We start from the raw sequence: 14,294 nt of genomic DNA, 5'->3' as shown, positions 1-14,294 counted from the left end.
GAGCTCCTTGCTTAATCCAGACATTCCACAGGCAATACGGCGCGCAAAACCGTTTGCATTTCGCCCCCGCGCTGACGGCTTTGCAGCCAGCACACACTGCCTTTGCGCAAACTCCAGGCAGCGGCTTCGCCACTGAGCAGTTGCGCCAGCAACTGCCCCAGCGCCGGCTGATGCCCAACCAGCAACACACCACCGCCCGCACTGGGCCAGGCACTTGCCGCCAAAAGACTCTCGACACCGGCCGCCGGCGCAATCTCCGGGCAAATGTCGTAGGGCAAACCCAAGGCCTCTGCCGTTTGCCGCGTGCGCACCGCCGGGCTGACCAAAATACGGCAATCCGCCGGCAAGCGCGCAAGCAGCCAATCTGCCATGCGCAAAGCCTGCTTGCGCCCGCGCTTCGTCAAGGGCCGCGCCAGATCATCGCCGCCGTCCACCGCCTCGGCATGACGCCAGAGCCATAGATCCATTTTTTCACCTCCGCCGCGCAACATACGGATTCATCTTAGCCTGAAACCTAGCGGCCGCCAGCCTGTATCTTGGCCGCACCTCTCTATCCAATCTCTCAGCCCAGTCTCTCAGCCCCCAGTCTCTCAACCCAACACCTCGCAGCGCAGCCACATGCTGAAACAAGCCCCTTGCGGGCTGTCATCCAGCGTGATGCGGGCATCGTAGCGTTCGAGCAGGGTTTGGCTGACCCAGAGGCCCAAACCGTGGCCGCCGGTTTTGTGCGCGGTGTGGAAGGGCTGAAACAAGCGTTCGCGTTCGCTGGCGGCGATGCCCGGGCCGCTATCGCTCACCCGCAGGCGGATGCCGATGGGCATGTCGGCGCTATCCCAATCGTCGATCGAAAGTTGCAACAAACCGCCTTCGGGCATGGCTTCGATGGCATTGACCAGCAAGTTGATCAAGACCTGCTGCAATTCGCTTTTATTGCCGTGCACGCTGCGCTTTGAATTGATTTCCTGGGCAATGGCGATATTGCCTTTTTTCAGGTGATGACCAACCAGCAGCAGGCAGTCGTGAATCAGCTGCCCGGCATCGACCGGCTCCAGATAGCCGACATATTCCTGCGGGCGCGCAAATTGCAAAAGCTTGGTGACAATCAGACGGATGCGCTGCACCTGTTGCAAGATCAGATGGAATTCCTCTTTGACCGGAGCCCCGGCTTCTCCCAGCACCTCGCGCGCCAATTCGAGATTGCCCTGAATGACGGCCACCGGATTATTGATTTCGTGCGCCACCCCCGCCGTCAGCTGGCCGATGGCGGCCATTTTTTCGTTGTGGATGAGGCTGCGCTGGGCGGCGTGCAAATCGGCCAGCGCCTGTTGCAATTCGCCGGTGCGCGCCGCCACCTGTTGATCCAGATCGGCGCTGCGCGCTTCCAGCATGCGCGTATGCGCGGCCTGGGTGTCGAGCAGTTGATCGAAATGACGCGCCAGATCGCCCAATTCATCAGCGCTCGACAAAGGCCCGACGCGCGAGCCACTCTCACCTTGCTCCAAGGCGTGCATGGTGGTGTGCATACGCTCGATGGGGCCTGAGATACGCCGTGCCCAGAAAATCGCCAGCACCGCCGCCAGCCCCATGGCAAGCAGGAAAAACAGCGCCAAGGCCACCCAGGCGGTGCGTTTGGCGGCGGCAAAAGGGGCTTCGAGAAAACCGACGTAAAGCATGCCGACCCGCTCGCCCCGGCTGTCCGTCAGCGGGCGATAGGCCGAGTAATACCAATCGCGCACAACAAAGGCACGGTCCCGCCAGGTTTGTCCGCCCACGAGCACCTGCTCGCGCACCTCTTTCGACACCCGCGTGCCGATCGCACGCTCCCCGGCAAAGAGGCGCACATTGGTGGCAATGCGCACATCGCCAAGAAACAAGGTGGCCGTACCCGGGCTTTCGAAAGGCGAATCGCCTTCCGGATAGACCGCCGCATTCAAATGGTCGATATAGGCGAGATTGCCGTTGAGCAAAACACCACCGGCCAGCACGCCACGCAGTACGCCGGCAGCGTCATACACCGGGGCGGCGGCATGGATCACCAGCCCGCGCGCTTCGGCGCGGCGGCTGTCAGGAGCGGCATTGGCGGTGGGCAGCAAGGGAATGTGAGCGCGCGCTGCCAAAGCCGGATCAAACGCCGCCAAAGTCTGCGTTGAAAACACTTCGAGCGCATGCCCGCTCTGTCCATTACGCGCCGCTTCGATCACCGGCCACTCACCGAAACACGCCGTTGGCAAGGGCGGGGCCGGGCAATGGTTAAGGGGAATGAAATGCAAAAAATCCAGCGCCAAATGGGTTTTTTCCTGCGCCAACCAGGTTTTCAGTCCATCCCCCGGCATTTCCAGGCGTTGCGCCAAACGCCAGGAGGCCGCCAGCCCCGTTAGCGCATCGCTCATTTCGCTGCGTGTCTTGGCAAAATGCACTTCTGCCACCCCCAACTCCGTGCCGACCTTGGCAATCAGCAAGCGCTCGACGTAGGCGTTACCCCAGTGGCTCAGAGCAAACAACAAAATCGGCAAAATCAGGCCCAAAGGCCAGAGTGCAAGGCCGATCAAGCGCCGGCGAATCGGCGAAGCGACCGGAGTTTTCGCCGCCGTATTTTTCACACACTGCCCCAGGCCGCGCACTTGCGCTCCAGGGTTTTGCGCGATACGCCCAGACGGCGGGCCGCTTCAGATTTATTGCCGTGACAGCTGGCGAGCATGTCGAGAATGTGGCGTTTTTCCACCGCTTCCAGGCTCTCCGCACTACCCGTCTTGCTTGTGACGGCTTCGCCGGTCTGCGGCAGATCGAGCCAACCAAGAATCAGCGAGCGCTCCAGCAAATTGCGCAATTCGCGCACATTGCCCGGCCAATCGCCCGCTGCCAGCTGCGCCAAAGCGCGCGTATCGAGTAACAGCGGCGGCACGTTCAAGGTTTGCGCCAACAGTTGATTGAAGTGTTCTGCCAAAAGCACGACATCGTCCGGACGTTCGCGCAAGGGCGGCAGGTGCACTTCGATCACCTGCAAGCGATAGTACAAATCCTGCCGAAAGCGCCCGGCGGCAACTTCCGCGCGTAGGTCGCGGTTGGTCGCGGCGAGCACACGCAGATCAACGGCGATTTCCTGCTCCGAGCCCACCGGACGCACACGCCGCTCCTCCAGCACGCGCAAAAGCTTGGCCTGCGCCGCCAGCGGCAATTCGGAAATTTCATCGAGAAACAAAGTGCCGCCGCGCGCGTAATAAAACAGCCCCTCGCGCGCCTGCTGCGCGCCGGTGAACGCGCCTTTGACGTGACCGAACAATTCCGACTCGATCAACTCGCCGCCAAACGCTGCGCAGTTGATCGGCACGAAGGGGCCATTCTGGCGCGTGCTCATCCGATGCAAGGCACGGGCAGCGATTTCCTTGCCCGTACCGGATTCCCCCGTGAGCAGCACCGTGGCTTGGCTCGGGGCAATGCGACGTAAGCGCTCGCACACCGCGTGCATGGCGTCTGACTGGCAAATGATGCCTTCGGGGATCTCGCCGCGCACGGCAATTTCACGGCGCAGCACGTAGTTTTCCCGGCGCAGGCCAGAACGCTCGACCGTGCGCGACACGGCATTGAGCATTTGCGCGACAGAAAACGGTTTGAGCAGAAAATCCGCCGCGCCGGCGCGCAGCGCGTTGATCGCCGTATCCAGATCGGCGTAAGCGGTTATCAGAATCACGTCACCGGCAAAGCCCTCGGCGCGCAATTCATGGAGCCAATCGATCCCGGAACGCCCCGGCAAGGCAATGTCGAGCACCACCAAATCATAGTGTTGGCGCTGCAGCAAGGGCTGCGCGGCCTCCACACTGCCCGCGCCATCCACTTGCCCATACTGGCGCGCCAACGCCCGCTGCAAAAAACTGACCATGCCCGGCTCGTCATCGACGACCAGAATCGTGTAATCCGCAGCTCCTGTCGTCGCTTCGGCCTGAAGGGGGTGATCCATGTGTTTGCTCCGCATTGGCCACATCATCGCAAGCTTGCCCGCTGTCGGGCAATGCCCCCTGAACGAACGCTGCGCTGGCAAGCCGTTAAAATGCCGCCATTGAACCCATATTTTCATTCACTTTCACTCGTTTTTGCCGCGTTTCCCCACTCCCCATGACATTTTCTGCCCTTGGCCTGAGGCCGCCCTTGCTCAGCACCTTGGAGGCGCTCGCCTACCTCCAGCCGACGCCTGTTCAAAAGCAGGCCATCCCGGCCATTCTCGCCGGGCGCGATGTGTTGGCCGCCGCACCGACTGGAACCGGAAAAACCGCCGCCTTCGCCTTGCCGCTGCTGCAAAAATTCAGCACCACAGTGCCCGACGCCCCGGGGGTGCAGGTGCTGATTCTGGTGCCAACACGCGAACTCGCCGAGCAGGTCATGGCCGCCTGCAAGCGTTACGCTGCCGCTTTGGACTGTTCGGTGTATGCGGCGTACGGCGGCGTCAACACGGCACCGCAGATCCAGCGCCTGGCCGCCGGAGTCGATATTCTGGTCGCCACACCGGGCCGCCTGCTCGACCTGTTTACCCGGGGGGCGCTAAGTTTACGCGCGGTGACGACGCTGGTGCTGGACGAAGCCGACCGTATGCTGGATTTAGGCTTTGCCGCCGATCTCGAGGTGATTTTCCAGGCCTTGCCCAGCACACGGCAAACCCTGCTTTTTTCCGCCACCTTTGCGCCGGAAATCAATACGCTCGCCAGTCGGCGCTTGCGCAAACCCCTGCGCATCGAGGCCAGCCCGCGCCCGAAGAGTGTGCCGGCGATTCGGCAATGGGTGGTACCAGTCGATAAAAAGAAAAAAACCGCCCTTTTTCTCTTCATGCGCCGCGACCGAAACTGGCAGCAAATTCTGCTCTTCGTGCGCACCCGCCAAAGCTGCGAGGCCTTGCTGGCACGTTTGCATGAACTCGGTATCAGCGCTGCCACCCTGCATGGCGAGCGCACGCAGGCCGAGCGCCAGGCCGCACTGGCGGCTTTCAAGGCCGGCGAAGTGGATATTTTGATCGCCACCGACCTTGCCGCGCGCGGTCTGGACATCAACGCTCTGCCCTTAGTCGTCAATTACGATTTACCGGATCAAGCGGCAGATTACATCCACCGCATCGGACGCACTGGCCGCGCCGGGCTGACCGGCGAAGCGGTATCACTGGTCTGCGCCGATGAAGCGCCGCGCCTCGCGGCAATCGAACAACTGCTGCAAAAACCGCTTGCCCGCGACGAAGAACCCGGGTTCGAGCCGCAACATCGCGTTCCACCCACCGCCCCCGGCATACCAGCACGCACGCACGCCGGAAAAAACCTGGCGCGGGCAAACAAAATCAGCGGACGCAGCAACTGGGTCGATGAATTTGCCCCCAGCCGCAGCCCCGCCCGCCCCGGTGCACGGCACGCCACACCCACCGGCAGCCCACGCAAAGGCGGCGGACGCGGGCGCTGATCGGCAGTGCACAGCGGGCGGCTCAACGCGCTGCGACATTTTGTCCTTGTCGCAATGAATTGCGACATTTTGTCTCAACCCCGAGACTCCAATTCAACCCCCATTACTTTTCCTTCAACGGCTTATCTGTACTGGCATGATCGTTGCTGAATTTTTGCAGCAGCAACAGGCTGCACACACGGAGGAAAAATAGAATGAATATGAATAGGCGGCAGTTCTTCAAGGTCTGCTCCGCCGGACTCGGGGGATCATCCATCGCACTGATGGGTTTTTCTCCCACCGCAGCGCTGGCAGAAGTGCGTAGCTTCAAGCTCGCCCGCGCTACGGAAACGCGCAATATCTGTCCTTATTGCTCGGTGTCCTGCGGCGTGCTCATCTACTCGAGCGGCGACAAATCCAAAAATGTGCGCTCAGACATCATCCACATCGAAGGCGACCCGGACAACCCGGTCAATCGCGGCAGTCTGTGCCCCAAGGGTGCCGGTCTGCGCGACATGATCCAGAGCGACAACCGCCTGCATTTTCCGCAGGTACGCGAGGCCGGCAGCAAGGAATGGAAGCGCATTTCCTGGGATGAGGCCTTCAGCCGCATCGCCCGCCACATGAAGGCCGACCGCGACGCCAATTTCGTAGCCAAAAACGACGCCGGCGTTACCGTCAATCGCTGGACCAGTTCCGCATTTCTTGCCTCATCCGCAGCCCCCAACGAGGCCGGTTACCTGACCGTGAAAACGATTCGCGCGTTGGGCATGACCTCGATCGATACCCAGGCGCGCATTTGACACGCTCCCACGGTGGCCAGTCTGGCTCCGAGTTTTGGGCGTGGTTCGATGACCAACCACTGGGTGGACATCAAGAACGCTGATTTGGTATTCGTCATGGGCGGCAACCCGGCCGAAGCACATCCCTGCGGCTTCAAATGGGCGATCGAAGCGAAGAAAAACCGCAAGGCCAAATTGGTCGTGGTCGATCCGCGTTTCAACCGCACTGCCTCGGTGGCCGATTATTACGCGCCGCTGCGCTCAGGTAGCGACATCACCTTCTTGGGTGGCGTTATCAACTACCTGCTCACCAACGACAAAATCCACCACGAATACGTCAAGCATTACACCAATGCCTCTTTCCTGATCAACGAAGCATTCAGCTTCGACGCTGGGATTTTCTCCGGCTACAACGAGGAAAAACGCAACTACAACAAATCCACCTGGACCTACCAGATGGGCGAAGACGGCTTCGTCAAAGTCGACGAAACCCTGCAAGACCCGCGCTGCGCCTTCCAGCTTCTGAAAGCGCACTATTCCCGCTATACCCCGGAGATGGTGAGCAAGATCTGCGGCACGCCCCAGGAGGCCTTCCTCAAGGTGTGCGAGTACATCGCCGCCATGGCCGCGCCGGACAAGGTGATGACCAACCTTTATGCACTGGGTTGGACGGAACACTCCGTGGGCTCGCAGAACATCCGCTGCATGGCCATCATTCAGCTCCTGCTGGGCAACATGGGACGCGCCGGCGGCGGTATCAACGCGCTGCGCGGTCACGCCAACGTGCAAGGCATCACCGACTTTGCGCTTTACGCGCAAAATCTGCCCGGCTATCTGGCCGTCCCGACCGATGCCGAGCCGGATCTGAAAACCTTCATCGAAAAGAAAACGCCAAAGCTTCTACGCCCCGGCCAGATGAACTACGGCCAGCATCTCTCGAAGTGGTACGTCAGTCTGCACAAAGCCTGGTGGGGCGATGCCGCCACCGCCGACAACGGCTTTGCTTACGACTACATGCCGAAACTTTCCGGCGATTCGGACGTACTCTCGATCTTCGAACAGATGTATCAAGGCAAGATCACCGGCTTCCTCTGCCAGGGCTTCAATCCGCTGGCTTCCGTCGCCAACAAGAAAAAGGTGTCGGATGCTCTGAGCAAGCTCAAGTGGATGGTCGTCATGGATCCGCTGGCCACGGACACCTCGGAGTTCTGGAAAGCGCACGGCGAGTATAACGACGTTAAAACGGAAGAAATCCAGACCGAAGTCTTCCGCCTGCCGACCTCGCTTTTTGCCGAAACCAACGGCAGCTTCACCAACTCCGGACGCGTTATCCAATGGCGCTGGAAGGGCGGCGACAGCCCGGGCGAAGCCAAGGACGACACCGAGATCATGGCCACCCTGTTCCTTCAGCTGAAGGCGCTGTACGCCAAGGAAGGCGGCGCTTTTGCCGAACCCATCAGCAAGCTCACCTGGGCCTATCGCATCCCGCACAAGCCCAGCGCCGAAGAATTGATGATGGAATACAACGGCAAGGCGCTGAGCGATCTCACCGATCCCAAAGATCCGAGCAAGGTCTTGCTCAAAGCCGGCGAGCAGATGCCCAGTTTCGCCCTCCTGCGCGACGACGGCTCGACCACCTGCGGCAACTGGATCTACTGCGGCGTGTGGTCACCAGCCGGCAACAACTCGGCACGGCGCGACAACAGCGATCCGTCCGGCTTGGGTCAGACCATGAACTGGGGCTTTGCCTGGCCGGTGAACCGGCGCATTCTCTACAACCGCGCCTCCGCCGACCTCAGTGGCAAGCCCTGGGATGCCAGCCGCGCCGGCATCAAATGGCTGGGCGACAAGTGGGGCGGCAACGACGTGCCCGACATGCGCCCGGACGCTGCGCCGGATCAGCAGGTCATGCCCTTCATCATGACCGGCGAAGGGGTGGGACGCCTGTTCTCCCTCGGCCTGATGAACGAAGGCCCGTTCCCGGAGCATTACGAACCTTTCGAATCGCCGCTGGAACGCAATCCCATGCACCCCGACAACCCCAAGGCCAAATCCAACCCGGCCGCGCGGGTCTATAAGGGCGACATGGAAGCCTTTGGCACGGCGCAGGATTTCCCCTACGTTGCCACCACCTACCGCCTGACCGAACACTTCCACTACTGGACCAAGCAAAGCAGGATCAACGCGATCATGCAGCCGGAGCAGTTCGTGGAAATCGGCGAGGCGCTGGCCAAGGAAAAAGGCATCAAGGCTGGCGACAAGGTCAAGGTGCGCTCCAACCGGGGCTATATCAAGGCTGTGGCAGTCGTCACCAAGCGCATCAAAGCACTCGATGTGGACGGTAAGAAGGTACACACCGTCGGCATTCCCATCCACTACGGTTTCAAGGGGGCAACCAAACCCGGTTTCATCACCAATACCCTGACCCCGTCGGTGGGCGATGCCAACACGCAAACGCCGGAATACAAGGCGTTTCTGGTCAACATCGAGAAAGCGTAAGGGGGAACGGTCATGGCACTACAATCACTAGACATCAAGCAGCGTTCCGCCACCACCACGCCGTCTACGCAGGTGCGGCAGACGATGGAAATCGCCAAGCTCATCGACGTGTCCGCCTGCATCGGCTGCAAAGCCTGTCAGGTGGCCTGTTCGGAGTGGAACGACATTCGCGATGAAGTCGGCAACTGCCACGGGGTGTACGACAACCCCATGGATTTGTCGGCCAAATCCTGGACTGTCATGCGCTACAGCGAAGTCGAGCAGAACAATGCGCTCGAATGGCTGATCCGCAAGGATGGCTGCATGCACTGCGCCGATCCGGGCTGCCTGAAAGCCTGCCCGGCTCCCGGCGCCATCATCCAGTACAGCAACGGCATCGTCGATTTCCATCAGGAAAACTGCATCGGCTGCGGCTATTGCGTTACCGGCTGCCCCTTCAACGTGCCGCGCCTGTCGAAAGAAGACAGCAAGGCCTATAAGTGCACCATGTGCTCCGACCGGGTCGCCGTGAATCAGGCCCCAGCCTGCGTCAAGGCCTGCCCGACCGGAGCGATTCAGTTCGGTGCCAAGGAGGAAATGAAAACCTACGCGGCAAGCCGCGTCGCCGACTTGAAGGAACGCGGTTTCGAGCAGGCCGGCCTGTACGATCCGCAAGGTGTCGGCGGCACGCACGTCATGTACGTACTGCACCACGCCGACAAACCGGATCTCTACGCGGGCTTACCGGCCAACCCGTCGATCAGCCCGATGGTGGCGCTGTGGAAAGGCTTTGCCAAACCACTCGCCACCCTGGCGCTCGCCGGTGTGGCGCTGGGCAGCCTGTTCCACTATGTCACCAAAGGGCCGAACGAGGTGTCCAAGGAAACCGAGGACGAAATCGAACGTGAGGACGAAATCGAGAAGGAGGAAGCAAAATGATCCGCGATCCGAAAGACCTCAAACGTTACACGGCGTCTGAGCGGGCCAATCATTGGGTCGTGGGCATCAGCTTCATTTTGCTCGCACTCTCCGGTCTGGCCTTCTTCCACCCGGCGTTCTACCCGCTAACGCAACTCTTCGGCGGGCCGGTGTGGACGCGCATCCTGCACCCCTACCTGGGGGCGCTGATGGCTCTCTCCTTCGTCGCCATGTTTTTCCGTTTCCGCGCGCTCAACGTAATGACGCCTGCGGATAAGGAATGGCTGGCCCGCGTCGGAGAAATGGTGGACGGTGACGACCACAACATGCCGGAACAGGGTAAATACAACGGCGGGCAGAAAATGCTGTTTTGGGCGTTGGCTGTCTGCATGTTGTTGATTGCCTTCTCCGGTATCGCCATCTGGCGCGCCTGGTTCACCCTGCCGATCGACCTTGCACGCCTGGGGGCCGTGGTCCATGCTGCTGCCGCCGCCGTGATGATTGCCTTGATCATGGTGCACGTCTATGCCGCCATCTGGGTCAAGGGCACCATCCGCGCCATGTGGTACGGCACGGTGACCCGCGCCTGGGCAAAACAGCATCACCGTGGCTGGTATCGGCAGGCCACCGGTAAGTAACGCACTAGGGATTGCTTACCGGTCTTCCGGCCTGTAAGCATGACAAAATTTGGCGGGGATTTATCTCCCCTGCCGCATCGCAATAAATGAAACCCCGGCCTTCAGGCCGGGGTATTCACGCCAGACCACGCCGGACCTCTTGCATCTCAAACAAACAAAAACCAAGGAAAACCCGAGACACCATTCATGCACACCCAAACGATCAATTTTCAAGCACCGACCGAAGAAGCACCCCTTTTCATTCTGCCGTCGGCGGACATCTTTGCGGTGCGCGCCGCGCGTTTTGAGCATCTTGCCTGTGCGCACAGCTTAAGCCACTGGCTGCAATTTCTTGGCCAACTGACGCAAGCACAACACGAGGTTCTGCACGCCCTCGAGCACTTTCCTTCGCTCGATACGCAAACACTCGAACGCGCCCATACCCACGGTATGCCGCTGTTCGACCTGAACGCGCGCCCTGCGCTGTGGCGCGACGCCTTGCGCCAACTCATCGGGCAGCTGGAAAAAACCCCTCTGCCCGCTGCGGCCAGTACGGCCCTGACAGAGTTGCGCGCGGCGGACGATGCGCAGCTCGAAAATTTGGCCAATGTTTTGCTCGACGGCGAAATCAGCGCCGCACAAACTGCCCAACTCCCCTTCATTGCCGCCGCCCTGCAAGTCGTCTATACCGGCATGGCGGCCCATCTCGACCACCGCCAACTGCAAAAACTCGACGCCCCGGCGCTTTGTCCCTGTTGCGGCAGCCCGGCCGTGGCCAGTGTGGTACGCCTGGGCAACATCAACAACCTGCGCTACCTGCATTGCAGCTTGTGTAACAGCGAATGGAACGTGCCGCGCGCGACCTGCAGCGCCTGTTCAGGCGACAAGGAGATCGCCCTGCATCAGCTGGAAGGCCAAAAAGACAGCATCCGCGCCGAAACCTGCGATGCCTGCATGAGTTACCTGAAAATCATGTATCAAGAAAAAGACCCACAGGTCGACCCCGTGGCTGACGACCTCGCCAGCCTCGCCCTCGACATGCTGCTCGACGAAGCCGGCTACCAACGTAACGGCCCCAATCTTTTCTTGATCGGTGCCCATCGCGGCGCAAATGACTGTTGAACAGCGTTGAAAATTTAGCGCCCATACCAACCCTTTCTTAATCTTTCTGCCCGGTCCGGGTGAAAGCCATGCACAAACCAACCCACTCTCCCCTGCATTTGCCGGCCGTCGATCAGTTATTACAAGCCTTGCCTGCTGCGATTGAAGTGCACGGCCGCCAAAGTGTCACCGCCGCCACCCGGGCAGAACTTGCTGCGGCCCGCGAAGGTGCGCGCCACGGCTTGCCTCTACCAGAAATGGGGCAGCTGCTCGCCAACATCGAAGAACGTTGCGCGCAGGCCGCCCGCGCCAATTTACGCCCGGTATTCAATCTCACCGGCACCGTTTTGCACACCAATCTCGGACGCGCTTTATTGGCTGAAGAAGCGATTGCCCACATGGTGGCCGCCGCCCGCGCCCCCTGCGCGCTGGAATACGATTTGACCAACGGCGGGCGCGGCGACCGCGACGATCTGGTTTCCAATCTGCTCTGCGAACTCGTCGCAAAGGGCAATCCGGAAATTTCCGCCACGGTGGTCAACAACAATGCAGCGGCCGTTTTGCTCGCTTTGAACGCCCTCGCGCAAGGCAAGGAAGCCATCGTTTCGCGCGGCGAACTGGTGGAAATTGGCGGCGCTTTCCGTATTCCCGACGTAATGCGCCGCGCCCAGGTCAAGCTTGTCGAAATCGGCACCACCAACCGCAGCCACGCCGCCGACTACCGTGAGGCCATCGGCCCCAAAACCGCCCTGCTGATGAAGGTGCACACCAGCAATTACGCCGTTACCGGCTTCACCAAAAGTGTCAGCGAGGCCGAGGTGGCGGCGATTGCCCATGCGGCAAACCTGCCTTGCCTAGTCGACCTGGGCAGCGGCACGCTCGCCGATTTTGCCGCCCTCGGCCTGCCCGCTGAACCCACCCCGCAACAAGCGCTGGCGGCGGGTGCCGACATCGTGACCTTTTCCGGCGACAAACTGCTCGGCGGCCCGCAGGCCGGTTTGATCGTTGGCCGCCGCGACTTGATCACCAAAATCAAGAAAAATCCGCTCAAACGCGCCCTGCGCGTCGGCAAAACCACCCTGGCGGCACTAGAGGCCACTTTGCGCCTGTACCGCGACCCCGAACGCTTGTGCCAGCGCCTGCCCACATTGCGCTTGCTCACCCGTAGCGAGGCCACCATCGCGGCCCAGGCGGCACGGCTTTTGCCCGTGTTGCAAAATGCCCTCGGCACAACGGTCGATGTCCGCATCGAGCCCTGCAACAGCCAGATCGGCAGCGGCGCGCTGCCTGTCGAGCGTCTGCCCTCTCATGCGCTCGTGTTGCGCCCTAACGAATATAAAAACGGACGCAAAAGCGGGCGGGCATTGCACGCTCTGGAAAGCGCGTTTCGCAGCCTGCCTCAACCGGTCTTGGGCAGCATCCGCGAAGACGCCTATCGACTCGATCTGCGCTGCCTGGAGGCGCAGGACGAAGCTGCCTTCGTGGCGCAGCTTTCCGCCTTGACGCAACAGTTTCCCCGGCTATGACCATCGCGTGGCGGCCCGCGTACCGCCCGTCATTCCCGGCCCCCGGCGGCAAGCTGCCGTCACCCTGTAAATCCGGGCACTGCACGCCCGGGTGGTTTTTTTGGAGTCCGTAGTCATGAGTTTCAAACGCCGACAATTTCTTGGCGCCGCCGCCGCACTCAGCGCCGGCAGCGTTTTGGCACAGCCGACGCAACCCCTGCCCTTTCTCATCAACCTGCAGTCCTCGCCTTTGCTGCCAAAAACCAAGGCCAAGCGCGTGGTCATTTGTGGTGGCGGCTGGGGCGGGATTTCCGCTGCCAAACACTTACGGCGCAACGATCCTGAGCTGGAAGTGGTTCTACTGGAGCGCAACCCGGTATTTTTCTCCTGCCCGATGAGTAATAAATGGCTGGTCGACGTGGTGGATACGCAATTTCTCAGCTTCAGCTACCTCGAAGTTGCACAAAAACACGGCTACCACTATATCCAGACCGAAGTCAGCGCCATCGAACGCGACCAAAAGCGCGTGATCACCGCCCAGGGCTGGCTGGATTACGACTATCTGATCATTGCCGCCGGTATTCGCTACAACTACGAAACCTGGTTCGGCAACGACCGTAAAACCGCCGAATACACGCGCGCCCTCTTCCCTGCCGCCTACATTCCCAGCGCCGAGCATTTTCGCCTGAAAGAAAGCATTCAAAACTTCAAAGGGGGCGATCTGGTCATGACCTTGCCGCCGCCACCACATCGCTGCCCGCCCTCGCCTTACGAGCGCGCCTGTCTCATTGCCGGATTGTTCAAACAACGCGGCATCAAAGGAAAAATCACTATCCTCGACCCCAAACCCAGCCCGGCACCGATTACCGGCGGTTATCAAGAGGTCTTTGAAAATCTTTATAAAGATCAGATCACCTATGTGCCAAAAGCACAAATCAGCGAAGTCGATCCCTACAACAAGCGCATCAAAACGAGCGCCGGCGATTTCCGCTTCGACCATTCTATTTTGATGGCCCCGCACCAGGCCGGCGATATGGCCTGGAAAGCAGGCGTCATCGGCCGTAATGCGGACGGCAAACCCGGCGATTGGGCCGAGGTCGATCCCTTTTTCCTTAACGTCAAAAACGATCCGGATGTGTATGTGATCGGCGATGCGGTGGGCGTGGTGTCGCCCCTTTTCCGCTTCTACCCCAAAGCCGGCCATGTCGCCAATGCCCACGGGCGCATCGTGGCAAAATACATCAGCGAAAAGGTCAAGGGGCGCGAACCGAAATATGCGCTCCCCGACAATCTGTGTTTCATGCTGGTCAATACCCAGCCGCGCGAAGCCATTGCCGTACGCTTCCTTTACTGGGTCAATGACAAAGGCCAGATCGTTCAAGATCAAGACGATGACAATCTGCGCCGCAGCGAGCTGGTGACGGAAGATTTTCAATGGTTTGCACGCATGAACGAAGACATGTTTGCTTAATTCACCCCCG

The 14,294-nt window shown here is 60.4% G+C and carries 10 protein-coding genes; 7 read left to right on the top strand and 3 right to left on the bottom strand.

Annotation, left to right across the window (positions count from 1 at the left end; genetic code table 11):
* Window positions 1–11: 11 nt before the first annotated feature.
* From ACM62Q_RS00330 to ACM62Q_RS00320, 3 genes are all read right to left on the bottom strand, one after another.
* On the bottom strand, window positions 12–467 hold the full coding sequence (locus tag ACM62Q_RS00330) for a SixA phosphatase family protein (protein WP_415032975.1): 456 nt from the start codon (window positions 465–467) through the stop codon (window positions 12–14).
* Window positions 468–590: 123 nt separating this feature from the next.
* Window positions 591–2,621, bottom strand: coding sequence for a cache domain-containing protein (locus ACM62Q_RS00325; RefSeq protein WP_415032974.1), 2,031 nt, complete (start codon window positions 2,619–2,621; stop codon window positions 591–593).
* Window positions 2,597–3,955: a sigma-54-dependent transcriptional regulator gene (locus tag ACM62Q_RS00320; protein ID WP_415032973.1), complete on the bottom strand. Its 1,359-nt coding sequence runs from the start codon at window positions 3,953–3,955 to the stop codon at window positions 2,597–2,599. Before ACM62Q_RS00320 ends, ACM62Q_RS00325 begins: the two co-directional genes overlap by 25 nt.
* A gap of 155 nt (window positions 3,956–4,110) precedes the next feature.
* Between ACM62Q_RS00320 and ACM62Q_RS00315 the strand changes: the two genes are divergently transcribed.
* The 7 genes from ACM62Q_RS00315 (at window position 4,111) to ACM62Q_RS00285 (ending at window position 14,284) form a co-directional block, all read left to right on the top strand.
* On the top strand, window positions 4,111–5,433 hold the full coding sequence (locus ACM62Q_RS00315; protein ID WP_415032972.1) for a DEAD/DEAH box helicase: 1,323 nt from the start codon (window positions 4,111–4,113) through the stop codon (window positions 5,431–5,433).
* 194 nt (window positions 5,434–5,627) lie between these two features.
* Entirely contained in the window at window positions 5,628–8,693 is a 3,066-nt protein-coding gene (gene fdnG / locus ACM62Q_RS00310; protein WP_415032971.1) for a formate dehydrogenase-N subunit alpha, read from the top strand.
* A gap of 12 nt (window positions 8,694–8,705) precedes the next feature.
* Window positions 8,706–9,611: a formate dehydrogenase subunit beta gene (gene fdxH, locus ACM62Q_RS00305; protein WP_415032970.1), complete on the top strand. Its 906-nt coding sequence runs from the start codon at window positions 8,706–8,708 to the stop codon at window positions 9,609–9,611.
* Window positions 9,608–10,228 carry a formate dehydrogenase subunit gamma gene (locus tag ACM62Q_RS00300; protein ID WP_415032969.1) on the top strand — a complete coding sequence of 207 codons (621 nt, stop codon included), beginning with the start codon at window positions 9,608–9,610 and terminating at the stop codon, window positions 10,226–10,228. Before fdxH ends, ACM62Q_RS00300 begins: the two co-directional genes overlap by 4 nt.
* Window positions 10,229–10,414: 186 nt before the next feature.
* Window positions 10,415–11,329, top strand: coding sequence for a formate dehydrogenase accessory protein FdhE (gene fdhE / locus ACM62Q_RS00295; RefSeq protein ID WP_415032968.1), 915 nt, complete (start codon window positions 10,415–10,417; stop codon window positions 11,327–11,329).
* 68 nt (window positions 11,330–11,397) lie between these two features.
* Window positions 11,398–12,834 carry an L-seryl-tRNA(Sec) selenium transferase gene (gene selA / locus ACM62Q_RS00290; protein WP_415032967.1) on the top strand — a complete coding sequence of 479 codons (1,437 nt, stop codon included), beginning with the start codon at window positions 11,398–11,400 and terminating at the stop codon, window positions 12,832–12,834.
* Window positions 12,835–12,949: 115 nt separating this feature from the next.
* A complete protein-coding gene (locus tag ACM62Q_RS00285) occupies window positions 12,950–14,284 on the top strand; it encodes an NAD(P)/FAD-dependent oxidoreductase (RefSeq protein WP_415032966.1) in 1,335 nt (444 codons plus the stop codon).
* Window positions 14,285–14,294: the final 10 nt, after the last annotated feature.

Source organism: Azonexus sp. (assembly GCF_047638095.1).
GTDB lineage: Bacteria > Pseudomonadota > Gammaproteobacteria > Burkholderiales > Rhodocyclaceae > Azonexus.
The sequence above is the reverse complement of the archived record's forward strand: the minus strand, read 5'-3'. Positions and strand labels throughout refer to the sequence as shown.

What these genes read in the sequence shown, in the direction of transcription:
- ACM62Q_RS00315 (WP_415032972.1), top strand. Translation starts at nt 4,111, where the DNA reads ATGACATTTTCTGCCCTTGGCCTGAGGCCGCCCTTGCTCAGCACCTTG.
- fdxH (WP_415032970.1), top strand. Translation starts at nt 8,706, where the DNA reads ATGGCACTACAATCACTAGACATCAAGCAGCGTTCCGCCACCACCACG.
- selA (WP_415032967.1), top strand. Translation starts at nt 11,398, where the DNA reads ATGCACAAACCAACCCACTCTCCCCTGCATTTGCCGGCCGTCGATCAG.
- ACM62Q_RS00320 (WP_415032973.1), bottom strand. Translation starts at nt 3,955, where the DNA reads ATGGATCACCCCCTTCAGGCCGAAGCGACGACAGGAGCTGCGGATTAC.
- ACM62Q_RS00285 (WP_415032966.1), top strand. Translation starts at nt 12,950, where the DNA reads ATGAGTTTCAAACGCCGACAATTTCTTGGCGCCGCCGCCGCACTCAGC.
- fdhE (WP_415032968.1), top strand. Translation starts at nt 10,415, where the DNA reads ATGCACACCCAAACGATCAATTTTCAAGCACCGACCGAAGAAGCACCC.
- ACM62Q_RS00330 (WP_415032975.1), bottom strand. Translation starts at nt 467, where the DNA reads ATGGATCTATGGCTCTGGCGTCATGCCGAGGCGGTGGACGGCGGCGAT.
- ACM62Q_RS00300 (WP_415032969.1), top strand. Translation starts at nt 9,608, where the DNA reads ATGATCCGCGATCCGAAAGACCTCAAACGTTACACGGCGTCTGAGCGG.